This is a genomic window from Fulvimarina manganoxydans, from assembly GCF_900176465.1.
GTDB lineage: Bacteria > Pseudomonadota > Alphaproteobacteria > Rhizobiales > Rhizobiaceae > Fulvimarina > Fulvimarina manganoxydans.
On record NZ_FWXR01000012.1, the window covers coordinates 1 to 24,203 of the forward strand.

General features: G+C 63.4%; 19 protein-coding genes. 9 read left to right on the forward strand and 10 right to left on the reverse strand.

The window, feature by feature from the left end:
- The first annotated feature begins 167 nt into the window (after window positions 1–167).
- Window positions 168–1,049: a hypothetical protein gene (locus B9A15_RS13300; protein WP_084410587.1), complete on the forward strand. Its 882-nt coding sequence runs from the start codon at window positions 168–170 to the stop codon at window positions 1,047–1,049.
- 1,069 nt (window positions 1,050–2,118) lie between these two features.
- Here B9A15_RS13300 and B9A15_RS13305 read toward each other — a convergent pair.
- The 4 genes from B9A15_RS13305 to cobT form a co-directional block, all read right to left on the reverse strand.
- Window positions 2,119–3,078, reverse strand: coding sequence for an SHOCT domain-containing protein (locus B9A15_RS13305; protein WP_244556948.1), 960 nt, complete (start codon window positions 3,076–3,078; stop codon window positions 2,119–2,121).
- A 184-nt stretch (window positions 3,079–3,262) separates the two neighbouring features.
- On the reverse strand, window positions 3,263–4,807 hold the full coding sequence (locus B9A15_RS13310) for a serine protease (RefSeq protein WP_084410793.1): 1,545 nt from the start codon (window positions 4,805–4,807) through the stop codon (window positions 3,263–3,265).
- A gap of 165 nt (window positions 4,808–4,972) precedes the next feature.
- Window positions 4,973–6,145 (reverse strand): DNA recombination protein RmuC, encoded by a 1,173-nt coding sequence (locus tag B9A15_RS13315; protein WP_084410588.1) that lies wholly within the window; start codon window positions 6,143–6,145, stop codon window positions 4,973–4,975.
- 105 nt (window positions 6,146–6,250) lie between these two features.
- Window positions 6,251–8,161: a cobaltochelatase subunit CobT gene (gene cobT / locus B9A15_RS13320; RefSeq protein ID WP_084410795.1), complete on the reverse strand. Its 1,911-nt coding sequence runs from the start codon at window positions 8,159–8,161 to the stop codon at window positions 6,251–6,253.
- Between the two features lie 253 nt (window positions 8,162–8,414).
- Between cobT and B9A15_RS13325 the strand changes: the two genes are divergently transcribed.
- Both B9A15_RS13325 and B9A15_RS13330 read left to right on the forward strand, forming a co-directional pair.
- The gene (locus B9A15_RS13325) at window positions 8,415–9,440 is read left to right on the forward strand and encodes a GGDEF domain-containing protein (protein ID WP_084410589.1); all 1,026 of its coding nucleotides are present in this window, start codon (window positions 8,415–8,417) and stop codon (window positions 9,438–9,440) included.
- A gap of 176 nt (window positions 9,441–9,616) precedes the next feature.
- Complete coding sequence (locus B9A15_RS13330; RefSeq protein ID WP_170923292.1) at window positions 9,617–10,474, forward strand: NAD(P)-dependent oxidoreductase; 858 nt, start codon at window positions 9,617–9,619, stop codon at window positions 10,472–10,474.
- Between the two features lie 76 nt (window positions 10,475–10,550).
- Here B9A15_RS13330 and B9A15_RS13335 read toward each other — a convergent pair whose 3' ends face one another.
- Together B9A15_RS13335 and B9A15_RS13340 are read right to left on the reverse strand one after the other, a co-directional pair.
- A complete protein-coding gene (locus B9A15_RS13335; protein ID WP_084410591.1) occupies window positions 10,551–10,850 on the reverse strand; it encodes a hypothetical protein in 300 nt (99 codons plus the stop codon).
- 89 nt (window positions 10,851–10,939) lie between these two features.
- Window positions 10,940–11,830, reverse strand: a complete 891-nt coding sequence (locus B9A15_RS13340; protein ID WP_084410592.1) for an NAD(P)-dependent oxidoreductase — start codon at window positions 11,828–11,830, stop codon at window positions 10,940–10,942.
- Between the two features lie 243 nt (window positions 11,831–12,073).
- Here B9A15_RS13340 and B9A15_RS13345 point away from each other — a divergent pair, with 243 nt between their 5' ends.
- A complete protein-coding gene (locus B9A15_RS13345) occupies window positions 12,074–13,528 on the forward strand; it encodes an aldehyde dehydrogenase family protein (RefSeq protein WP_084410593.1) in 1,455 nt (484 codons plus the stop codon).
- A 36-nt stretch (window positions 13,529–13,564) separates the two neighbouring features.
- On the opposite strand, the gene B9A15_RS13350 is transcribed toward B9A15_RS13345, so the two are convergent.
- The 3 genes from B9A15_RS13350 to B9A15_RS13360 all read right to left on the reverse strand — a co-directional run bounded on the left by B9A15_RS13350 (window position 13,565) and on the right by B9A15_RS13360 (window position 16,550).
- Window positions 13,565–14,944: a TRAP transporter large permease gene (locus tag B9A15_RS13350; RefSeq protein WP_084410594.1), complete on the reverse strand. Its 1,380-nt coding sequence runs from the start codon at window positions 14,942–14,944 to the stop codon at window positions 13,565–13,567.
- Window positions 14,937–15,410: a TRAP transporter small permease gene (locus B9A15_RS13355; RefSeq protein ID WP_084410595.1), complete on the reverse strand. Its 474-nt coding sequence runs from the start codon at window positions 15,408–15,410 to the stop codon at window positions 14,937–14,939. The genes B9A15_RS13350 and B9A15_RS13355 overlap by 8 nt, the downstream gene beginning before the upstream one ends.
- A 117-nt stretch (window positions 15,411–15,527) precedes the next feature.
- Window positions 15,528–16,550 (reverse strand): DctP family TRAP transporter solute-binding subunit, encoded by a 1,023-nt coding sequence (locus B9A15_RS13360; RefSeq protein ID WP_084410596.1) that lies wholly within the window; start codon window positions 16,548–16,550, stop codon window positions 15,528–15,530.
- A 165-nt stretch (window positions 16,551–16,715) separates the two neighbouring features.
- Between B9A15_RS13360 and B9A15_RS13365 the strand changes: the two genes are divergently transcribed.
- The 5 genes from B9A15_RS13365 (at window position 16,716) to B9A15_RS13385 (ending at window position 22,267) form a co-directional block, all read left to right on the forward strand.
- The gene (locus tag B9A15_RS13365; protein WP_084410597.1) at window positions 16,716–17,642 is read left to right on the forward strand and encodes an IclR family transcriptional regulator; all 927 of its coding nucleotides are present in this window, start codon (window positions 16,716–16,718) and stop codon (window positions 17,640–17,642) included.
- Complete coding sequence (locus B9A15_RS13370) at window positions 17,639–18,808, forward strand: acetyl-CoA acetyltransferase (protein ID WP_084410598.1); 1,170 nt, start codon at window positions 17,639–17,641, stop codon at window positions 18,806–18,808. The genes B9A15_RS13365 and B9A15_RS13370 overlap by 4 nt, the downstream gene beginning before the upstream one ends.
- Window positions 18,805–20,430: an acyl-CoA synthetase gene (locus B9A15_RS13375; RefSeq protein WP_084410599.1), complete on the forward strand. Its 1,626-nt coding sequence runs from the start codon at window positions 18,805–18,807 to the stop codon at window positions 20,428–20,430. The genes B9A15_RS13370 and B9A15_RS13375 overlap by 4 nt, the downstream gene beginning before the upstream one ends.
- Window positions 20,431–20,591: 161 nt before the next feature.
- Window positions 20,592–21,341 carry an SDR family NAD(P)-dependent oxidoreductase gene (locus tag B9A15_RS13380; RefSeq protein WP_244556949.1) on the forward strand — a complete coding sequence of 250 codons (750 nt, stop codon included), beginning with the start codon at window positions 20,592–20,594 and terminating at the stop codon, window positions 21,339–21,341.
- A gap of 23 nt (window positions 21,342–21,364) precedes the next feature.
- Window positions 21,365–22,267 carry a PPC domain-containing DNA-binding protein gene (locus B9A15_RS13385; RefSeq protein WP_084410601.1) on the forward strand — a complete coding sequence of 301 codons (903 nt, stop codon included), beginning with the start codon at window positions 21,365–21,367 and terminating at the stop codon, window positions 22,265–22,267.
- A 165-nt stretch (window positions 22,268–22,432) separates the two neighbouring features.
- Here B9A15_RS13385 and B9A15_RS13390 read toward each other — a convergent pair whose 3' ends face one another.
- On the reverse strand, window positions 22,433–24,025 hold the full coding sequence (locus B9A15_RS13390; RefSeq protein WP_084410602.1) for a GMC oxidoreductase: 1,593 nt from the start codon (window positions 24,023–24,025) through the stop codon (window positions 22,433–22,435).
- Between the last annotated feature and the right edge of the window lie 178 nt (window positions 24,026–24,203).

Below are 24,203 nucleotides of genomic sequence, written 5' to 3' on the forward strand. Positions count from 1 at the left end.
CCGTCGCAACCATGCGAAAGCTCCTCACCATCCTCAACGCCATCATAAGGGACAAAAGACCATGGCAAAGCGCTTGACCGGAAAGACAGTCGCTCCCCCCTCGGAAACGAACGGTCCATATAAAGGAACATACTGGAAAGGAAGACCAAGAAAGGGAACCTAGCTGCTTGGCCGGCACGCTCGCTCCGCTCACGTCCGGCGGGCAGCTTTTCGACCCGAACGAAGGCTGGGAACATCCGGAGGAGGCAGAGCCCTTGTCTTCGCGGAAGTCTTCTTCCCTCCCCCCGGTTGCGCCGCCCCCCCTCCCGGAATTGTTCGACCGGCTGGCGCCGCTGACCGGGCCGCGCAAACAGCGCGCCAAGTCCGTCACGCCGGAGGAAGTCATCCAGGTGTTCAACCGCGCCTTCGATGAAGTCCACGGCGCCATCCCGAACGTCGTCCGCCCTCAGTGGGGCGAAAACGCAGCCCATAAAATTCGATCGGCGCTGATGAAACCCTGGAAGGACGGCACCAAGACCGAGGAAAGCGGGCAAGAGCTTCTGGCCTTCGTCGATTGGTTCGTCCGGGAGTGGGGGGACATTCGAGGCGTAGCTCTCAGGTTCCGCACTCAGCGCCCCGCGCCCGAGTTCCCGACCGTTGGCTTCCTCCTCTCAGCCAGGGCACGTGAGCCGATCGTCGATTACTGGAACGGCCGGGCAACCGCCGACTGGACGCGCTCGATGCCCGCCGGAAAGCGCCGCCGCCTGGAGGAGCTGACCCGCAAGAAGGGCCTCAGCCGGGAGGAAGCCCTGGTTCAGTTCGGCAAGGAACAGTCGGCCGAGGAGAACGAGCGCAAGATGGCCGAGGTCCGGCAGCAGGCGGACGACGCGACCAAGCGAGCAGCTTACGAGCGTCGAAATTGGGAAGCCGAGCGTCGCACGCTTCAGAACGTCCCGGACATCAAAGAAGGGGCACGCCGCTTGCGCGAGCAGGTCGAAGCAAGAGCGCGCGGCCGGTCAATCTTCGCGTCCCGTGTGCATCCGGTTTCAAACTCGGGGAACGACGCATAATGAACGCTTATACCGCCGAAGAGCGCAACGCTGAAAATGAGGCGCTGGCTGATAGCGTTACGATACGACCTAAACGCTTCCCGCTGAACAACTTCAGTCGCCCCCTAAGCGTTGCGCAATCAAGCGGTAAACTTTCGCATTAGCGATTGGTACAGAAGCTCGGTACACAAAACGTGGCGTTCAAGCCTTAAGATATTGATTTTTCGATTTAATTTTTGCCGCGTGGCGTCCCCGCTCAGCTCCACCAACTCCACCTTTCTTCATCAATTCCCATTGAAAACAATGGCTTAGGCATTAGGGCTGAATTGCCTTGCACCCAAATTCGTGCCCATAGTTGGCGTCAGCGGAGCCCAAAATGTTTGGGGAAAAATCCGAGCGGTCATCTAGATGAATGTGAGCGCGTGCTTCCCCCCTTACCGGGGGTCCCTTCGATCCCTAAAGCTCCGCGAAAGCGTTTCGATCGACGGTCACCTCAGGCACCATCTTCACTGTGACGCCAAGGCGATGCTCCTTGAGAAGCTCGCAGAGATCGGTCTGAACTGATGCGGTGGATGCCCCCGCGCAGCGGCATCTTGTATGCCATGACGGTTCTATAGGAACCCGTCGGAGGGCGCATCCACGACGAAGACCTGCATTTTTGGCGATCGACCTGGCAAAGGGAAGCTTTCAAGTCTGCGCCGTTGGGCTAGATGGGGCGATCGTCTACAATCGGGTGCTGTCGCGACCCCGAAGCCGTGTCGGCAAGCGCATGTGGCGGGGGCAAAGATAGAGCACCCCATCCCCATCTGATCGGCACAGTCCCCTCGCAGGATGACGGATGAAGGATGACGGAACCAGACTCGATCGATGCCGCTCGGGGCGATGGGTAGAACCGAAATCGACACTGTCGATTGGATTCGTGAGCGTTGGATCCAACATTCGCCGAGTCCGCGCTTGGCTGACGATTTTTATCGTCTGCATCGGCGCGGCGATCATCAGCCTCTTTGGCGCCCGTGACATCCACGGGCGCCGCCTAAAGAGCTCTCTTCACAGCTGACGATTTCGCGAGAGGCGAGAGGCGAGAGCGCGGTCAAAGCCGGGAGAGAAGCTCGGCCTTCTTGGCTTGAAACTCCTCGTCGGTCAGGATGCCGTCCTTATGGAGATCGGAGAGCTTGCGAAGGAGTTCCAAGGGATCGCCCTGCGCCGACGCCTTCGGTCGGCTCTCTTCGGTCCTCGATGCCGGGGCTTGGGATGCGGGCTGAAACACCGGCTCGGGCTGCTGGGCCGGCGCGAAAGGCTCGGCCGCAGCGCTCGCCTCGGCCGGGACGAAATTGGACGGCTCGAGATCGTGACCGGATCGTTGGGGCTCGGACGCCGTCGTCCCAATCGGCTCCGAGGAGGCGGCGGGATCGGCCATGGTCGGCTGGGAGAGCGGTGCCGTCGCCGGACTCGGCTGGCTGAAGGAAGGCTCCGGACTCATCTCGCCGCCGCCGCTCACGAGGGGCAGGTCCTCCGCCGCGATCGTTCCGAACTGGCTGGAAAAGCGCAAGGTCGATGTGCCGCCCTGCTGCTGCGAGACGCCGCCGATCTGATGATCGCCCGTATCGTAGAGCCTGACGCCGGACCCGGTGTCGAGCGCGAGACGCCGCGCGCCGGGAAAGACGGCATAGCGCACGCCGTTCTGCGATCCGCTGGAGGACGGTTGGCCAAGTCCGTCCGGCCACCAAGCGCCACCGCCGAAACCGAAACCCGAACCGCCCATGCCCTGGCTCTGGCTCTGTCGCACCGGCAGGCGACCCTCATAGAGCGAGGACGAAGCCATGTCGGCGAGTTGGGCGACCCGGCCCTTCAGCGAATTGTTGAACATGTCGCCGATCATCAGCATTCCGCCGGACGACCATTGGCCGAAACCGCCGAGCTCGGGGTGATCGAACTGCGCCATGGTGCCGCCGCCGGCGCGCAGCGCCTCGACCATCGTGCGCACAGCGCCCTCGCTGAAACCCGTCATGGATGCAATGCGCAGAATTTCGTCCTGACCCTCGGTCATCATGGGTCCTTTCTTGAGCGATCCGCCCGCGGCGAACATCACGCTTCAGGTGGACCAAACCAGCGGTCAGCGAAAGGGGGCAGGCACGATTTGTCGAGATGAACGCAGGGTTGTCGGCAGAGTGAGATCTTACGAAAGCCTCGCACCATCATCGGTAAGGGCTTTCGCGCGCCAGAGGCATTTGGCCTCATTCGTCGTCGAGGCAAAGAACCGGAAGAACGGAATCCTTCACCATCGCCGTCGCATCCGGGACGCTGACGAGCTCGGCCTTGGGATTGGCCGTCAGATAGTCGACGCCATTCTTGTCGAGAAAGGTCGTGACCGTATCCGGCCGGATCGCGAAATTGATCGACTGGGGAATGTCGCCGGTCGCATCGGCGATCGCCACAGCGTTGAGCTTGGCGGTGACGACGCCCACGACGCGGCCGGCGAGATCGACCAGCGGGCCGCCGGAATTGCCCGGCTGGACTGGCGCCGAGATCTGCAAATAGCGCGGATCGTTCATGAGGCCAAGCAGCGAGGAGACGTTGCCGCGCGTCACATTGAGCGAGTCGGCGAGGATCGAGCGCAGCGGGAAGCCAAGCGCGAGAATGTCTTCGCCAAGACGGGGCTTGGTCACCGAAACACGTAGAGGATTCTCGAAGCGGCCGGAGACCTTCACGAGAGCAAGATCGTTCGCCTCGTCTACGACCTTCTCCACCGCCCGGCCATGCCCGCTGACGAGCACCGAGCGGCACGCCTTGACCACATGAGCATTGGTCAGGACCCAGCCATCCTTAGAGACCGCGAAGCCGGAGCCCGCCATGTCGAAGGCGACATCGGAGGGGTCCTTCTCGATCGCGGACTCGCCCATGGGCGGGATCGCGAAATAGTTCGGCTGGCTCGGATCGGCATAGGCCATGGCGAAGCGGCGATCGCTCGGCGCATCTAGATTGCGCTGGCGGGCCATCATGGTCGTAAAGGGCTTGTCGTCGCGGCTTGCCAGAAGCGGAGCGCGCGCATCGCCCGCAAAGGGCTCGAACAGCTCCGAGGCGACCGCCACATAGGGACGCATCTCTTGGCCGACCGCCGGATCGTAGGACACGGAGAAACCGCGCAGGTCATGGCTGTCCGAGCCGGATGCCGCAAAGCGCATGACATAGCTGCGCCCGCTTTCCTTGCCTTCCACCCGGAACCAGGTGCCGGCAAATTCAGCGCCCGACACCGAGCGCGTATCGGTCTCGACCTTCAGGACATCAAAGAGGCCGCGCAAGGTCTGCCCCGTATCGGCGATACGAACGGTCTCCATCTCGACGCGGCCGTCTTCGGCGCGCCACAGATTGCCCACATCGGTGCGGCCGGAATCGATCACACGGCCGAAGGGAACGAGGATCCGCGCGCCGGTCGCGGCATCGTCCACCAGCGAGACGCCGAGGCTGTTCTGGATCGCGTCGGACTTGTCGACGAGGCGACGCAGCATGCCGTCGGTGATGACGCCGTCCGGCTCCATTCCGTGACGGGCCTGAAAGTCCCGAATTGCCCGCAGCGAGCGCGGCCCGATGACGCCGTCGAACGCGCCGTCATAATCGCCGGTCCATGCCAGACGAATCTGGAGGCCCTGGCGGAAATCCTTGTCCGTTTGGCTATTGTAAGCCTCGGCCAGACCCATGGCATGGGCAGCCGGGACGGGCAGCACGGCCGGCAGCATCGCCAGCCCCAGAACCGCCATCATCGTCCGCGCAGCGCGCCGCATGGTATCCCCCTCGTGATCGAACACAGTCACGCATAAAAATGCGCATGGCTCAATTTCGATCCCGGACAATTTAACCTTTCAGTAACTTTAAACTGGATCGGGCCGAGTGAACAGCGGCTGAACATGCCGGAATTCGGCCATTTTTCCGCAACGTTAATGGCACCTTCACGAAGACGTGTAGGTGGCCGGTCGCGGCACCGCTCCGCCTTCATCCTGAAACGGCAAGGTCTCGATCCTGTCCGCCCGCTGCATCACCTTGCGCGTTGCGGTCAGGATCTCGTCGACGTCGCGTCCCGTGCGGTTAAAATGGGTTTTCAGAGCGCCGACGCGCTCGTCGAGACGCCCCAGTTCTTCGGCCAGATGGCGCACTTCGGTCTGGATGCGCCCGGCCTCCTGGCGCATGCGCGCATCCTTCAGAAGGTTCTGGACGAGCTGAATCGACAGCATCAACAGGCTGGGCGAGACAATGACGACACGGGCCCGATAGGCTCGCTGAAGAATTTCAGGCAGCTTCTCGCCGATTTCCGCATAGACCGATTCCGAGGGCACGAACATGAAGGCGGTGTCCTGGGTCTCGCCGGGAATGAGATATTTCGAGGCGATCGCGCGGATATGGACGTCCATGTCCCGTCGCAGTTTGGCGAGGGCGAAGTCCTCGGCGTCCTTGGTCTCGGCATCCTTCAACGCCGCATAGGCCTCCAGGGGAAACTTCGCATCGATGGCGAGCGGCGGTGCCTTGTTCGGCATAAGGACGAGACAGTCGGGACGCTTCCCGTTGGAAAGCTGCGACTGGAACCGATAGGCGGAGGCGGGAAGCGCATCGGCGACGATCGCCTGCATCCGCGCTTCGCCAAAGGCGCCGCGCGTCTGTTTGTTGTCGAGAATGTCCTGAAGCCGGCCGATATCGCCTGCCAGATCGGCGATGCGCGACTGGGCCCGGTCGATGACCGCAAGACGCTCGCCGAGCGCCGACAGGGACGAATGGGTCTGGTCGGTGGTCGAGGCGAGCGACTGGCCGATCCGGCTCGACAGCCCGTCGAAGCGATCGGCGAGCGTCCGGGTCATCTCCGCCTGGCGCGAGCCCATGATGTCGGCCATGGATTGCAGCCGCCCGGCCATTTCGGCCTGGGAGCGCAGCAGCGTCTCGATCCGCCCTTCCCCGGACAGATCGACGCCGAGATCGGCCCGCAGCGCGCGCAGCCGGCGCCAGACGCGGATCAAGAGCAACAGGAGCAAGGCGGCGAGCCCGATCGCCACGAGCGCCGCGCCGGACAGCGGCACGCCGGCGATATCGACATGGGTCGCGGCCAGAAAGGCGATGAGCGCTTCGACGGTCATGGTTCGATCCTGACGCAGAACCCTTAACGAATGGATCAAATCATGAACGAAATTGGATCGATCGTCGAGTGTCGGCCTTTTCCGGCACTCGCAGCCTGAAGACGGTCAGCGACCGAAGCCAGCCCTTCGGCGATAGGTGGACTGCATGGCCGGCCCCTCCTCGGCAAAGAGGGCGGCCAGCTGTTCGGTCATGGCGCCAGCCAGTTCCTCGGCATCGACGATCGTCACCGCCCGGCGATAGTAGCGGGTCACGTCATGACCGATGCCGATGGCCAGAAGCTCCACCGGCGAGCGCTGCTCGATCTCCTCGATCACGCCACGCAAGTGACGCTCCAGAAAGTTGCCGGCATTGACCGAAAGCGTCGAATCATCGACCGGCGCGCCATCTGAAATGACCATGAGAATGCGCCGCTGCTCGGGCCGGCGCATCAGGCGCGAATGGGCCCAGATCAGCGCCTCGCCGTCGATATTCTCTTTCAGAAGCCCTTCGCGCATCATCAGGCCGAGATTGTTGCGCGCCCGCCGCCAGGGGGCATCGGCCGACTTGTAGACGATATGGCGCAGATCGTTGAGCCGGCCGGGCTTTTGCGGCTTGCCAGCCTTCAGCCAGGCTTCGCGGGATTGACCGCCCTTCCAGGCGCGGGTGGTGAAGCCCAGCACCTCGACCTTAACCCCGCAGCGCTCCAGCGTGCGGGCGAGAATGTCGGCGCAGGTGGCGGCCACCGTGATCGGCCGACCGCGCATCGAGCCGGAATTGTCGATCAGAAGCGAGACAGTCGTGTCGCGAAATTCGGTGTCGCGCTCCATCTTGAAGGAGAGCGGCTGCATGGGATCGATGACGATGCGGGTGAGGCGCGCAGTGTCGAGATAACCCTCTTCCAGATCGAAGTCCCAGGAGCGGTTCTGCTGGGCCATCAGACGGCGCTGCAACCGGTTGGCAAGACGCCCGACGACCCCCTGAAGGCTCGTCAGCTGCTTGTCGAGAAAGCCGCGCAGCCGGTCGAGCTCGGCCTCGTCGCATAGTTCCTCGGCGCCCACCTCCTCGTCGAATTCGCGCGTGAACACCTGATAGTCGAGCGCCATCAAGGGGTCGGGCGGCGTCGTGTTCGGCCGGCGCGAGTCGCCCGGCGTCTCGGAATTCTCCTCGCCCTCGTCGACCGGGTCTTCGCCGGTCACCTCGGAGGATTCGGCTTCGGCCGTCTCCTCGCTTTCGCCCTCGGCCTCCCGATCTTCAGCCTCGGCGGCCTCCGAACCGCTCTCGTTCTCTTCGCCGCCCTCGTCCTGATCTCGGACCTGATTGTCGCCGTCTTCTTCGTCGTCCTCGGACTCGTCGTCGTTCTGTTCGGGTTCGGCCAGTTCCTCGGCCATTTCGAGCGAGACGAGGACATCGCGCACGGCCCGGGCGAAGGCCGCTTGGTCTTCGACGATGTCAGATAGGTTTTCGAAGCGTTGGCCGACCTTCTCCTCGATGAAGTCGCGCCAGACATTGACCAAGGCCTTGGCGCTGTCGGGCGCGGCGCGGCCGGTCAAGGCCTCGCGGACCATCAAGGCGACGGCATCCTCGATCGGCGCTTCGCTGCGCTCGGTCACCGCGCCGAGATTGGAGCGGACATATTTGTCCTCCAGCATGGAGGCGAGATTGTCGGCGACGCCGGACATGGCCTTTGCCCCGATCGCCTCGCAGCGCGCCTGCTCGACCGCGTCATAAACGGCGCGCGCAGACTGGCTGTCGGGCGAAAGCTGGGCGTGAAGCTTCGGATCGTGGCGCGCCCGTCGCAGCGCCATGGCGTCGGCCACGCCGCGCGTTACCGAGACGTCGTTCTTCGTCGCCCGTTTGGGAAGCTCGGGAAGCCTTGCCCGATTGCCGGCCAGGCCCGGCCGGTCGGAGGAGAAGGTCACCTCCATCTCCGCATCGCCCGAGATCGCCCGCAACGTGTTGGCGAGCGAACGCCGAAAGGGCTCCCGGTCGGTCGTCTTCTGGGAAGTGGGACGCTTGTTATCGCCGATCTTGCTCATGGAGACGAGATAAGGGGTTTGTGCGACGATGGGCAAGGGAGCAGGCCGCCCGTCGGCGAAAAGACGATTGCGCGCCAACGCCGCATCCAGACCGCCGCCCTGAGGCTGCCGCGATTTCAGCCTGCGTTTACACGCTGGAAACGGCGAACGCATTGTTCCCCGTCACGCCTCAAGTTCAACCGTGACAATCATAGATAGTTCGCTTTATAGACGGGCGGTGCCTGAAAATTTGAGTGATATCCGATCGATAGTCATGACTGAGAAGACAAGCATCTTCGATTCGGTCGAGGCTTACCGACGAGCGGTTCTGTTCATTCTGCTGCTCTTCACCGCCACCTTCGGCGCAGTGTTCTCCATCCTCAATTTTCGCAACGACAATTACATCGCCATGGCGGGCGAATTGGCGATGGGCTGCTTCGCTCTGTGCCTCGCGCCAGTCATCCGGACGACCCATCGCCTGCTCCTTTGGTCGTTCGTCTATCTCCTGCTCTTCAATTCGACGATGATGGCGATCATCGCGACGCCTGAGGCCTCGCCCTCGGTCTTTGCTTGGGTTCTTATGATCCCGATCCTGTCCCATATGCTGCTCGGACGGGCGCTCGGCGGCGGCGTTACGCTGGTGTTTCTCGCGATCGCCTTTTGGCTCTATATTACAAAATACGGAAGCGATGCCGCTCTCGGCAGCGACCGGGCTCTTCTCAACGTCGCGGGTGTTGCTCTGTGCATCTTCGGCTTTTCCTATGTCTATGAGACATCGCGGGCACGCGCCGAGATCGCGCTGAAACGCCGAGCTTATACCGATCCGCTGACCGGCCTTGGCAATCGCGCCGCCTTCTATCATCGGTTCGGCGAGGCCATCGCGCGCTTCGAGCGTCAAGGCGCCGGACCGGCCATCGTTCTGCTCGACATCGATCATTTCAAGGCCATCAATGACGATCATGGTCACGAGACCGGCGACGATGCGCTCAAACAGCTCTCGGCGATCCTGATCGAGACCATACGCCCGAGCGACGACGCCTTTCGCTATGGAGGCGAGGAATTCTGCCTGCTTCTTAACGACACCTCGCCGGCAGAGGCTGCAAACTTTGCCGAGACTTTACGCAAGGTCGTCGAGGCTGCGGAGATGAGCCGCGAAGACCACATGATCCATCTGACGGTCAGCCTCGGCGTCGCGACCGTTTGTGAAGACGGGACCGACCTCAAAAAGCTTCTGCAAGCGGCCGACCAACGGCTCTATGAGGCTAAGGCGAAGGGCCGCAATCGGGTCGTCTCCGGGTAAGCGCACCGACAAGCGCACGCTCGCCGTTGGCTGAGGGCGAGCGTGGACGATCTTGCCCTTACAGAAAAGACATGGGCTGCCGCGAAACCGCGCGAACCCGCAAGCGTTGGAGAAAAACATCACGCGCGATCCATTTACCGCGCGATGACGTCATTCCAACTGCAAGGGGACGATCCATGCCGACGATAGCCTTTCTCGGATTGGGCGCCATGGGAAGCCGCATCGCGAAGAATCTTCTCGATGCGGATCACGATCTCATCGTCTGGAACCGCAGCGACGAGAAGACGAAACCACTGGTGGAGGCGGGCGCCAGACGGGTGGAAACGCCGCGCGAGGCCGGCGAGACAGCCGATATCGTCATGGCGATGGTCGCCGATGACGAGGCCTCGCGTGCCGTCTGGCTCGATCCTGAAACCGGCGCGCTCGCCGGCATGGGAGCAGGCAAGACCGCCATCGAGATCTCGACGCTCCAGCCCGGCTGGGTCGAGGAACTCGGCAAGGCAATGAAGGCGCAGGGCGTCGATCTTCTGGAAGCGCCGGTCTCCGGAACCCTGCCCCAGGCCGAGAATGCTGATCTCGTCTTCTTTCTCGGCGGGGATCGCTCCGTTGTCGAGAAGGCTGAGCCCTTCCTGAAATCGATCGGCAAGGCCTCGACCCATGTGGGCCAATGGGGTGACGGCGCGCGCGTGAAACTTGCCACCAACGCCATGCTCGGCATCCATGTGGCAGCCTGGGCCGAAATCCTCTCCATGCTGGACCGCTCACCAACGGACACGCAGACCGCCGTCGAGGCGATCTCCAAAACCTCCGTCTGGGCGCCGAATTTCGGCTATCTGACGAAGACGATGATCGACCGGAACTTCGAGCCGAAATTCCCGATCGATCTGATCGAGAAGGATTTTCGCTATGCGATGGGCGTTGCCGGCGAGGCGGAGGCGCCGCTTATGCGTCAGGTCCATGAGACGATCGCACGGGCGATTTCAAAGGGCTATGGCAAGGACAATATGACGGCTCTGCGCAAGCTCTACGAATGAAGGGGCCCTCGAAGACGAGCCCGCCCCTCGATCCGTCATCGGCATCGCGGGGGTGTCCGAGACCAAGTCCGCCGCCTTAGCCCGTCCTCGCGGCGGCATAGAGGCGCCGACACAACGCGCCCAGCAGCAAGAGAAGGCCAATCGCGGCAATCGGAAGGCCGATCGGCAGGGTCATCAGGCCCAACCATCCCAGAACCCCGAACTGGTAAAGCGTTTCGCCGATGTCGTAGCCCCAGAGCGGGCAAGGATGAATAGAGCCTTCGTTCACCTCGCAGCCGAGGCTCGCGCCGAGTGTGCCGGCGCCGATGGCCAAGGCGACAGGCGCAATGCCGAACAGGAGCCCCCCAAGGGTGAGAAACAAGCCCAGCCTGATCAACCCTGCAAAATCCCTTCCTGACCATCACGACGGGTCTGATACGGTGTCCGACGGATAGTGCTCTCAAATCGGCAGCGGCAACGAGCTTCCTACGGTGCCATCTTCGCTTCGCGAAAAGCATCGCAGGCCTCCGGCATCATGCGGCGCCCATGGCCGTTGTGGTTCAGCCATTCGAGCGCGGCGAGAATACCTTTCGCCGCCTCGTGGCGCGCTCCCGTCTCGGCCACAAGGCTCTGATAATAGTCGATATCCTTGAGAGCATTGGCATTGGAAAAGCGCATGGCGGAAACGTCCTTCGACAAGATGAAGGGCGCCATCCGATCGAGCGCGGCGCCATAGCCCCCGCCCCGCTTCAGGCAATCGACGAGGACTTCCGCCGCGATGCCGCATTCGGCGGCGCAGGCCGCAGCTTCGGCGACGACGACCGCCGTTCCGAGCGAGACATAATTATGGAGGAGTTTCAGCGTCTGCCCTGCCCCGACCGCTCCCGCATGGAAACGGTTTTCGGAAAATGTCGCGAGAAGAGGCGTCAGCGCCTCGATCACCTCCAAATCGCCGCCGATGAGGAGATTGAGCCGTCCGGCCTTGGCCTCCGCCGGCGTGCGGGTCATGGCGGCGTCGACGAAGCGGCAGCCCGTGGCTTCGATCCGCTCCGCGACACGGCGCGTCTCGCTCGGAATGCCCGTCGAGCAGTCGACGACGATGGTTCTCGGCCGAAGCTTTGCCACCAGATCGTCCTCGCCAGTGAGAATCGCCTTGATCTCCCGACTGCCCGTCACGCAGAGAATGAGGATATCGATCTTCGAGACGAGGGTGGACGCATCGCTTTCGCGCTTTGCGCCCGCCTGATCGAGATCGTCGGTCGACTGATTGCCTTCGTGATGAAGATAGAAAAGGGGCCATCCCGCCGCGACGATGTTGGAGGCAATGCCATGCCCCATCATCCCGACCCCGATCATTCCGATGGTCTGCTTCGTCATGTTTTTCCCTCCTCACCGGATGCCGTCCGAGCCGCGACATGGACGATCGCTTGGGTCGTTTCGTTGCGCCGCGCATCTGAATCGACGGCCATCGAACGACACGCCCGAGCGAATCGCGCCTCACGCTCCCGATGCGCGCGGATGCTATCCAATATGCCGACGGGACGATAACAAAGCGCTCGAGACAACGGCCGGAGCGGGACGGTCCGGCCATCAGCCCGCCGCGACCCCATCGGAGGAAAGATGACGATCCATTTCGGTTTCGAGCGCACGAAACTCTTCATCGGCGGGGCTTGGTGCGACAGCGCCTCACACGAGACGATCGATGTGGAGGACCCTTCGACGGGGGAGCGCATCGGCCGGATCGCCCGAGGAACGGAACGGGATGTCGACGCGGCGGTGGCGGCGGCGCAAGCGGCCCTTATAGGCGAGTGGGGGGCGAAGAGCGCGACGGAGCGCGGCCGCATCCTCACCCGCCTCGGCGCGCTGGTTGAGGCAAATGTCGAGCGGCTCGCCGAGCTGGAGTCGCGCGATGTGGGCAAACCGCTCAACCAGGCACGGAACGACGCGAAGGCGCTCGCCCGCTATTTCGAATTCTACGGCGGCTCGGCCGACAAGGTCACCGGCGAGACGATCCCCTATCAAGAAGGCTCGACCGTCCTCACCTTGCGCGAGCCCCATGGCGTGACGGCCCATGTCATTCCCTGGAACTATCCCATGCAGATCCTCGGGCGTTCGGTCGGGGCGGCGCTCGCCATGGGCAATGCCTGCGTCCTGAAGCCTGCGGAAGATGCATCGCTCTCGGCCCTTGCCATCGCCGAACTCAGCCTCGAAGCCGGTCTGCCGGCCGGTGCCCTCAATATCGTCACCGGCTATGGCCATGATGTCGGCGCAGCGCTTTCCGCCCACCCCCATGTCCATCATGTCTCCTTCACCGGCTCGGTCGGGACAGGCCGCCGCATTCAGGAAGCGGCCGCCGCGAATGTCGTGCCCGTGACGCTGGAGCTCGGCGGAAAGTCGCCGCATATCGTGTTCGACGATTGCGATCTGGAAGCCGCATTGCCGACCCTTGTCGGCGCCTGCCTCCAGGCTGCCGGCCAGACCTGTTCCGCCGCCTCGCGCGTCCTCGTCCAGCGCGGTCTCTACACCGAAGTGAAAGAGCGTATGGCGGAGGTCTATCGCGGCCTCGTCGCCGGTCCTGCGAGCCAGTCCCGCGATCTCGGGCCTTTGGTCTCGGCCAAGCAGAAGCGGCTGGTGATCGAGTTCATCGCGAAGGGCCGCGAGGATTTGACCGTCGCCGCGGAAGGCTCGATCGCCGAGGATGCGCCCTCCGCCGGCCACTATGTTGCACCGATCCTCTTTGCCGACGTGCCGCCCGATCATCGCCTCGCCCAGGAGGAGATTTTCGGACCGGTCCAGGTTCTGATCCCCTTTGACGACGAGGCGGATGCGATCCGCATCGCCAATGGGACCGAATACGGTCTCGTCGCCGGGGTCTGGACCGAGAATGGCGGGCGCCAGATGCGGCTTGCCCGCGCGCTCCATTGCGGCCAGGTCTTCATCAACAATTACGGGGCCGGCGGTGGCGTCGAACTTCCCTTCGGCGGCGTCGGTAAATCAGGCCACGGCCGGGAAAAGGGCTTCGAGGCGCTTTACGGCTTTTCGCGGCTGAAGACGATCTCGATCAAGCACGGCTGACCGCCGCCTCGCTCCTGCGCCCAACGCAATGGACGCTCACCGCCCGACGGTGCCGAGAAGATGGGAGAGCTCCGGGAAGCCCGCGATGATGGCAAGGCCGATCAAGGCGGTGAGGAGGAAAGGCAACGCCCCGATGGCGATCTTCTCCAACGACAGTCGCGTGATATTCGCCGCGACGAAGAGATTGATGCCGACCGGCGGAGTGAACAGGCCGATCGCCAGATTGATCATCAAGAGAACGCCGAACCAGACCGGATCCCATCCAAGCGTGCGAACGACGGGCAGGAAGATCGGCAGGGCGATGAACATGATGGTGATCGCGTCCATGAACATGCCGGCGATCAGGACGACGATCATGATGATCGCCAGGATCACCCATTCATTGCTGGACAGACCGAGCAGCACCTCGGAATATTTGCCCACGAGATCGTCGACCGTGACCACCCAGCCGAACAGGCTGGCATAGGCAACGACCAGCATGACGACCGCCGAAGAGGCCGCCGATTCCGTCAGCACCGTATAAAGATTGCGGATGGTGAGCGTGCGATAGACGAGTGCGCCGACGGCGAGCGCATAGACGGTCGCCACGATCGCCGCCTCGGTGGGGGTGAAGACGCCGGTATAGATGCCACCGAGAATGACCACCGGCGTCATGAGCCCCCAGAAGGCATCGCGGAAAGAGCGTGCCAGGCGCTGGAAATAGGGCAGGCCTTCATAAGGGGCCGGCGAAATCGCCTGAAGACCGGTCACCGCTTTCGCATCGGGCGGCACCGGCGCCCCTTCCGGGATCGAGGCGCCGGACACGGAGGCCGTAAGCGGCTTCGTGCGCTTGGCGAAGGGAAGCGTCGCGAGCATCAGCACACCCATGATCAAGCCCGGCACGATGGCAGACAGAAAGAGCTGGGCGATCGAGGTCTCGGCGATGACGCCATAGATGACGAGGCCGATCGAAGGCGGAATGACGATGGAAAGCGCAGCGCCCGTGCAGACCAGCGCCGCGGCGAAGGGCCTTGGATAGCCGTCCTCCGCCATACCCTTGATGATCAGCGGACCGATCGCTGCGACCGAGGCCGGCCCCGATCCCGACACCGCGCCCCAGAACAGGCAGACCACCGTGCCGACGACGCCCATGCCGCCAGGGAGCGAGCCGATCAGCACGCGAAAGAAGCCGATCATCCGTTCGGCGATGCCAACGACGCCCATCAGCGTGCCGGCAAGGATGAAGAAGGGGATGGCGAGGAGCGAGAATTTGGCGATGCCGGCCGATAGGAGATCGCCGACGAGATCGAGGCCGAAGCCGATCTGCCACATGGCTAGAAGCGCCGAACAGCCAAGTGCAAAAGCGACCGGAACGCGCAGGGCGAGAAGCACGAAGAAGGAGATGATCATCATCGTGCCGGGATCGAGATCAAGCACGGTCGCCCCCTTCCCGAAAATCGCCGATCATGGACTGGATGAGACGCAAGGCGATCAGAAGGAAGCCGAGGGGAACCCCGAGCGAATAGTACCAGGCCGGAAGGCCGAGGCCGGGAGACGTGACGCCGCTGACGTACTGATTGAAGAGCAGATCAGCCGAATACCAGGCCGACAAGACGAGAAGGCCGACCGAAAGCGCCGTCGCAAAGAGAATGACGGCCTTGCGCGCCCCCTCGGGCAGAATATCGGACAGGAGCGTGACGGCCAGATGCTCACCGCGCCGGGCCGCGATCGCCGCGCCGAAAACGGTCATCAACAAAAAACCGTTGAGAAGCACCTCCTGCGTTGAAGCGAAGGAGTAGCTCGTCAGATAGCGGACCACCACATTGGCGAAGCCGAGGACCGTCATCACGATGAAGATGACGGCGCAGACGATCTTCTCGAAATCATCGAGGAGAAAGCGCATGGGGTCTTGGTCCTTGTGGAAATGCCGTGACGAGGGGGCTGCGCCTGCCGCAACCGGTCAGAAAAGGCCCGAAACGCCCGACCGGCGAACCGGCCGGGCTTTCGGGTTTTGCTCGCCTCAGTTCGACGAGGCGGCGTCCTTGCCGCCTTTTTCCTCGGCGATCGTCGTCTCGAAGACGGAGACGAGATCGGGACCAATGCGCTCGGCCCATTTGTCATAGGCCGGCTTGGTGGCCTGGCGGAAGGCGTCGATCTCGGCGTCCGAGGGCACAAAGACCTCCATGCCCTGTTCCTTCAGGAAGTCGACACCGCTCGCGGTTCCCTCGCGGGTGATTTCCTTCTGATAGGCCATCGCCTCTTCGGCGGCGGCGCGAATCTGCTCGCGCTTCTCTTCGTCCCAGCTGTCCCAGAGCTTCTGGCTGACGCCGATGAAGATCGGATCGTAGGAATAGTGCCAGGTGGTGATGTATTTCTGGGCCTCGTAGACGCGCAAGGGGACGATCACGGCGCCGATCGGGTTTTCCTGGCCGTCGACGACGCCTTGCTGGAGCGCGGAGAAGGTCTCGGTCCACTGCATCTGCTGAGGATTGGCGCCGAGAGCCTCCATCACGTCGATATACATCGGGCCGGCGACACGCATCTTCAGGCCCTTCATATCCTCGGGCGACTTGATCGGGCGAACATTGTTGGTGACCTCGCGAAAGCCGTTCTCGCCCCATGCCAGAACCACGATCCCGTGACCGGCCATGATCTCGGTCATCTTCTCGCCGGGCGCGCCGTCGACCGTGGCGTCCACCTCGTCGTAATTGCCATAGAGATAGGGCAGCGAGAACACCGCCATTTCCGGCACGAGCGGCGTGACATTGATGGCCGAGGTCATGACGAAGTCGAGCGCACCGCGTCCGACCATCTCGGCCTGCTTCATCTGATCGCCGCCGGTGAGCTGGGCCATTGGGAAGACGCGAACGTCCGTTTCGCCGCCGGTTTTCTCCTGGACGAGCTCGTTGAACTTTTCTCCGCCCTTGTGCCAGGTCGAGGTGTCGCCGGTGTTGTGCGACAGGCGCAAGGTCTCGGCCCCGGCCGCGCCGTGAAGCGCGATGAGGGCGATTGCGGTGGCGGCGGCGAAGCGCTTCAGGCTCATGGATTCTCCTCCCAGTCATTGTGCGCCGCAGCACTCATTCTCCCGATCCATCCATATTATGGACGTCAAATACAGCGGCTTGACGCCATAATGTCAGCGAAAAAAGGATTTGCAACCCTCCTAATGCTTGTTATCGTCTGAGACACGAATAAAGAGGTCCACGATATGGACGCCTATGAGGCGAGCAGAGATACAGGCGAAGGCGGCGGCGCGCAGAGCGTCGACCGGGCCTTGTCGCTTCTGTCCTTCGTCAGCCGCTTCGGCGACGAAGGGGTCTCGATCGCCGTCATCGTCACCGAGACCGGCCTCAGCCGCCCGACGGTCCGGCGCCTGCTCCTGGCCCTGATCCGCGCCAATCTCGTCGAACAGGACGAGACGAGCCGGCGCTATTTTCTCGGCGAGGAAGCCTTCGTGCTCGGCATTCTCGCCTCCCGCCGCTACGGCATCCAGGATGCGGCGATCGAGAGCCTTTCGGCGCTTTCGGCAGCAAGCGGCGATACGAGCTTTCTGTGCGTGCGCCGGGGCGTCTATGCGGTCTGCACCTGGCGCGAAGAGGGCAGCTATCCGATCCGCACCCACGCGCTCGACGTCGGCCAGCGCCACCCCTTGGGCGTCGGCGCGGGCTCCATGGCGCTTCTCGCCGCCATGCCCGACGACGAGATCGAGACGGTGATCGAGGCCAATGCCGCGATCCTCGCCAGCGCCTATCCGGGCTATGACCGCGAACAGCTCTGGGCCGACATCGCCTTCACCCGCGAGCATGGCTGGTCGCTCAATCCCGGCCGCGTCATCCCCAATTCCTGGGCAATCGGCTGTGCCATCGCCTATCCGAATGGCCGTGTGGCCGGCGCGATCTCGATCTCGGCCATCGACAGCCGCCTGCGCGAGGCCCGCCAGCTCGAACTCGCCGGCCTGATGCTGGGCGAGGCGCGGCGCATCGAAAAGCGTCTCGCCGATCTCTTCGATGCCGCGAGCGCGGCGCGCAAATCCACGAAAAGCACTGGCGGCGACGGCCATGAGCCGGCCGGCGGGCGCCCGGCAAGACGCGGCGCCCGCACGGGCGAAGCCGCCACCATGGGAGGAACAAGATGACCAAGGCACGGATGGTGGGCTGGGCCCACAGCCCCTTCGGCAAGCGTGAGGCACCCGACACGAAGGCACTGATGGCCGAGGTCGCAAAGCCTGCCCTCGACCATGCGGGGCTCGGGGCCAACCAGGTCGACGGCGTCTTTGTCGGCGTCCTCAATGGCGGCTTTTCCAAACAGGACTTTCAGGCCGCCCTCGTCGGCATGGCTGAGGATGGGCTGGCGATGGTGCCGGCGGTCCGCATGGAAAATGCCTGCGCCACCGGCTCGGCCGCCCTTTACTCGGCGATCGACTTCATCGAGGCCGGACGCGGCCGCGTCGCTCTCGTCGTCGGCGCCGAGAAGATGACCGGCCTGCCGACCGCCGAGACCGGCGACATTCTCCTCAGCGCGAGCTATCGCGAGGAGGAGGCCAATGTCGAAGGCGGCTTTGCTGGCCTCTTCGGGCGCATTGCGCAAGGCTATTTCCAGCGCTTCGGCGACCGCTCCGAAGAGCTGGCGATGATCGCCGCCAAGAACCACGCCAACGGCATGGCCAATCCTTATGCCCATATGCGCCGGGATTTCGGCGTCGAATTCTGCAACACCGTCTCGGACAAGAATCCTTATGTCGCCGCGCCCCTGCGGCGGACCGACTGCTCGCTGATCTCCGACGGGGCGGCTGCGATCGTTCTCGCCGACGAGGAGATCGCGGCCGATCTCGAACGCGCTATCGCCTTCCGCGCCCGGGCCCATGTCAACGACGTGTTGGCGCTGTCGCGGCGCGATCCAAGCGAATTCGCCGGCCCGCGCGAGGCTTGGAAACGGGCGCTCGCCGCCTCCGGTCTCACCCTTGACGATCTCGACATGGTCGAGACCCATGACTGCTTCACCATCGCCGAGCTCATCCAGTATGAGGCGATGGGCCTGGCGGCACGCGGCGAAGGCTACAAGGTCGTGCGCGAGGGCATCAATCGGAAGGATGGCAAACTGCCGATCAATCCCTCCGGCGGGCTGAAGTCGAAGGGCCATCCGATCGGCGCGACGGGGGTCTCCATGCATGTCATGGCCGCCATGCAGCTCATGGGCGAGGCCGGCGACATGCAGATCGAGAACACGTGCCTTGCCGGCGTCTTCAATATGGGCGGCGCCGCCGTCGCCAATTACGTCTCGATCCTGGAGCGCGCCAATTGAGCCCGAACAATGCCATCGATCCCGCCGGCGGCGTCGCGCGTCAGTCGCGGCGGGTCTCCAATCTCGCCCATTTTCTGACCAAGGCCGCCCGCCGGCTGAAGGAGCGCCCTGCCCTCGTCTGGGGGGATAAGAGCTGGAGTTGGTCCGAGCTCGACGACCGGGTCAGCGCCATCGCGGCGGCGATGACCGAGCGCTTTTCCGTCGAAAAGGGCGACCGCGTGCTGGTACAGTCCCAGAACTGCAATCAGATGTTCGAGACGATGTTCGCCTGTTTTCGCATCGGCGCGGTCTATGTGCCGACGAATTTTCGCCAGACGCCCGACGAGGTCGCCTATCTCGCCTCGGCCAGCGGCGCTAAGCTGATGATCTGCAACGCCGCCTTCCCAAAGCATGCGAGCGCCTGCCGGGAGGCGAGCCCTGCCCTTTCCGCTGTGATTGCCATTGGCGAGGCCGATTTCGGCCCCTCCTTCGACGCTCTCGTCGACGAGTTTTCCGGCAGAACCGTGCCGAACGCGGCCGTCGATCACGACGATCCCTGCTGGTTCTTCTTCACCTCCGGCACGACCGGCCGGCCGAAAGCCTCCGTCCTGACGCACGGCCATATGGCTTTCGTCATCGTTAATCATCTCTTCGATCTGATGCCGGGCACGGGGCCGCACAGCGTTTCGCTCGTGGTCGCGCCGCTCTCCCATGGGGCGGGCGTCCATCAGCTGATTCAGGTGGCCGCCGGCGCGACGACCCTTCTTATGCCCGGCGAGCGCTTCGACATTCCGGCCGCCTTCGAGCTCATCGAGCGCTGGAAGGTGACCAATATGTTCACCGTGCCGACGATCCTGAAGATGATGGTCGAGCATGAAGCGATCGAGCGATACGACCATTCGAGCCTGACCCACATCATCTATGCTGGCGCCCCCATGTATCGGGCCGACCAGAAGCGAGCGCTCGACAAGCTCGGCAGCGTCATCGTCCAATATTTCGGGCTTGGCGAAGTCACCGGCGCCATCACCGTCCTGCCGGCGAGCGAACATCAGATCGACGACGAGCGCCACCGGATCGGCACCTGCGGTTTCGAGCGCACGGGCATGGAAGTCGAGATTCAGGACGAGACCGGCAAGGCTCTCGCCTCCGGCGAAACGGGCGAAATCTGCGTGATCGGCCCCGCGGTCTTCGCCGGCTATTACGACAATCCGGAAGCCAATGCCAAAGCCTTCCGCAATGGCTGGTTCCGCACCGGCGATCTCGGCCATATGGACGCCGAGGGCTATCTCTACATCACCGGCCGCGCCTCGGACATGTATATTTCAGGCGGCTCGAACGTCTATCCGCGCGAGATCGAGGAGAAGATCCTCACCCATCCGGCGATCAGCGAGGCGGCGATCGTCGGCGTGCCCGATCCGGTCTGGGGCGAAGTCGGCATCGCCGTCGTCGTTGCCGCCAATGGCCAGAGCGTCGATCCGGCGGAGATCGCCGCTTTCCTTGAGCCAAAGCTCTCGCGCTACAAGCTGCCCAAACGCATCCTCGTCTGGGACGAGATGCCGAAATCGGCTTACGGCAAGATCACCAAGAAAATGATCCGCGAAGAGCTGGAACGGCGCGGCGAGCTGAGCCCTGCCGGACAATAAGACCGCCGGACGAACGAGTTGAGTCCGAGGGCCAATCCAAATCTGCCGGCTTTAGAACGGGCGATTGGCGCCCAAGGCCATGCGCCCTCGCCGCCAAAAAGGATCAAGGCCACACCGGGTGGAGCGGGTGGCCAAGACGCCATTCGAGAAGGAAGATGAGAATGAACGAGCGTTTGGCCGTCGTCACTGGTGGCGGTTCAGGGATAGGCCTTGCGACGGTCACCCGGCTTCTGGACGATGGCTGGCAGGTCGCGGCCCTCGACCGTGATGCAGCCGCGCTCGATCGGCTGGCGGCAAATAACGGCGGCGATGGACTGACCACCCACGCGCTCGACATCACCGACGGGGCGGCGGTGGAAGCCTTGGCCGCGTCCGTTGCCGGCAAACCGCTGCGCGCCCTCGTCAACTGCGCCGGGCTCGGCGCCAATACGAGCTTCATGGAGACGAGCGTCGAGGACTTCCGCCGCATCTATGAGGTCAACGTCGTCGCGGCCTTCGCCCTGGCGAAACATCTCGTATCGCTCATGGAGACGGCCGGCGGCGGGGCCATCGTCAACATCGCCTCGGTCTCCGGCATCGTCGGCAATTACGGGCGCTCGGCCTATGGCGCCTCGAAGGGCGCGCTGATCACCCTGTCGAAGATCATGGCGGTGGAACTCGCCGCGCGAAAGATCCGCGTCAATGTGGTTGCCCCGGGTCCGATCGAAACGCCGCTCGCCCAGCAATATCACACTGAGACGACGCGGCGTCTGTGGGACCAGACGGTCCCAATGCGCCGCTATGGAACGCCGGAAGAGGTGGCGGAGGCCGTGCGCTTCTTCATCGATCCGAACGCCTCGTCTTACGTGACGGGCCAGATCCTTTCCGTCGATGGCGGATTCATCGCCGCCGGTCTGACGCAAGCAAGCTGAGCGAGCGCAAAGGACGAAACGCCATGCGCGAATCCGACACCGGCTTCGACCCGCAAGCAACGAGCGGCATCGACGCAGACGACCGGCAGCGGCGCACGGGGCGCGATCTGCTCACCCATGGCGGCCCGCCAGCCGAAGAGCGCATCGAAACGCTGCCGATCGAGACGGTGGCAATCTCCGGCAGGCTTGAACCCAACCAGACCGTCACCCAAGCCCTTGCCGGTCTCGTCGCCTCGGCCGGATGCCGGGGCGCGGTGATCGAGATGCGCGGCGGGCATGGCGAGCCTTTCGCCTTTGTCGGCCCAGCGGAATCGACGGATGAGGAACATGCCGCCTGGTATAGCGAGACGCGACGGCCCGAAGGCGGCGCAAGGCTTCTCTTCGCCACCGCGATCGTCGGCTGGCGGGACGGCAAGCCCTTCATCCACTGCCACGGCCATTGGCAGTTCGAGGGCGAGACGGTGCTTGGCCATCTCCTCTGCGACGAGACGGTTCTGACCGAACCGGTCGAGGTCACGGGCATCGGCAGCCGCAAGGCCGCCTTCGAGAGCCTTCCCGACGCGGAAACGCGCTTCACGCTCTTTACGCCGCGCGGCGAGGCTGCCGAAGACGGCGACGGCTTTTTCCTGCGCGTTCGCCCGCATGAGGACATCGTCTTAGGGGTCGAAGCCGCCTGCCGCCGTCATGGCGTACGAAACGGGACGATCCTCGGCATCGGCAGCCTGATCGGCATTCGTTTCGACGATGCGCCGCCGCTGGCCGGTCCTCCGACCGAAGTCGTCGTCGAGCGCGGACGGATCGACAGTGGCCGAGCGACGCTCGACATCGCCGGCGTCGACGCAAGCTGGGATCAAGGGGTGGGCCGGCTGACCCGTGGCGACAATCCTGTCTGCGTCACCTTCGAGCTTCTCGTGGCCAAAACCTGACTTTCGGCTGCGCCTCGGGCGATCATCAAGGCACCCCCGCCGTCTTGATAATCGCCTGCCGTCGCGTCGACAACTTCAGCACGGGACCGGCCGCAGAGTGCGACGGCCTGAATTCCTCCATTCTTCCAGCGAAACGATGACGAAGCGTTGGGACCGAGCCCGTCTTCAGTTCAGCCGTTCGACGATGCGGTCCGCGACGCGCAGGGCATTGGCGATGATGGTGAGCGTGGGGTTCACCGCGCCGATCGAGGGAAAGAAGCTCGCATCGGTGACATAAAGATTGTCGAGGCCGTGGGCGCGGCAATCGAGATCGAGGACGTTTGTCTCCGAGTCTTCACCGAAGCGCAGGGTGCCGGCCTGATGGGCGGTGCCGCCGATCGGGGTGTTTTTGCCGAGATAGAGCTTCTGATCGAGAAGATGGGGGTGAATATCCACCTTGTCGCAGATCTGGCGCAGGGTTTCGCGCAGGATCTCGTGGGCCTCCATATTGGTGGGCGCGAGATCGAGATGGACCTGTCCGTTCCGGTAATAGATGCGGTTGTCCGCGATCGGCAGGTCTTCGGAGGTCAGCCAGAAATCGATGGAATGGCGGGCGATCCAGTCGAACGGCTTCTGTGGTAGCCAGTGGAGCATCTCCGGCAGGCCCTCAGCTTCGATCTGGGTGCCATCCGACTTGCCGACCATCTGGATATGGCCGAGCGGAAATTCGCGAGGATTGGCCGGCGATTTGTCATGCGCGTGGTAGAAATCGTTGAGACCGAGGGTCTTCTGGAACTCGGTCGGGTTCGGCGTGCGGGAGATGGCGAGAACCGTCGCATTGTTGTGGCGCATATAGTTTCGCCCGACCTGCCCCGATCGATTGGCAAGGCCGCTCGGATGTGCGTCATTGCCTGACCGCAGGAAGAGAAGCGCCGAGGACAGGGCCCCGCAGGCGACCACCACGATATCGCCACGGATGACATGGCGCCGGCTCTCGATGATCGTTTCAAGCCCCGTGACCTCCCGGCCGGCCGGATCGGTGAGAAGCTTGTCCACATAAGCGTTTTTCAAAAGCGTCAGATTCGGATGGGCGGCAAGCGCCGGGTCGACACAGATGATCTGGGAATCGGACTTGCCATTGGTGAGGCTCGGATAGCCGTCGAACGGGTCGCAGCGCAGAAGCTTCGAATGAGGCGTCGCCGCGCCGGTCTCGTCCTGGTCCATCAGCCCGCCCATGGGCAGATGAAAGGGGTGCAGCCCCTCGCGCTTCAATCCCTCCGAAAGTTCCGCGATCCGGGGTTCATGGGCAATGGGCGGGTGTTTGTAGGGTTTGGGCGAGTGGGGCTCGGTCGGGTCCTCGCCGCGGACCCCGCGCACCTCGAACAGCTCCTCGGCCACCTGATAATAGGGCTCGAATTCGTCGTATTTCACCGGCCATTCCGGCGACAGCCCGCCTGCATGGCGAATGGTGTCGAAGTCCTCCTCCCGCAAGCGAAGGAGCACGGCGCCATACACCTTGGAATTGCCTCCGACGAAATAGTGGAGGCCCGGCTTGAAGGTCTCGCCCGATGCCGAGGTCCAGGTCTCGTTCACCTGATAGCGCCCGTCGACGAAGACGGCTTTCGTATCCCAATTCTCGCGCTCGCGCTTCAGATAATCGCCGCGCTCGACGAGGAGGACGCGCTTTCCGGTTTGGGCGAGTTTCCAGGCCATGGTTCCGCCGCCGGGGCCGGAGCCCACAATGACCACATCGTAGCGCTCTTCGATATCCGGGGTCATCAGCGGACCTCATCCTCTTTGCTGGCTGAAGGCGCTCAACGTGGTTCGCACTCGCACTCGCACAATCTATTTAGCCGCCCGGACCGCCGGAGCAGCCCTTAAGGCCGAATTCGTAAACCTAAAAAATGTGTAAGGCCGGAACGGCGCGCTCATCGCCGGCTTATCGGTTTCATAAGAG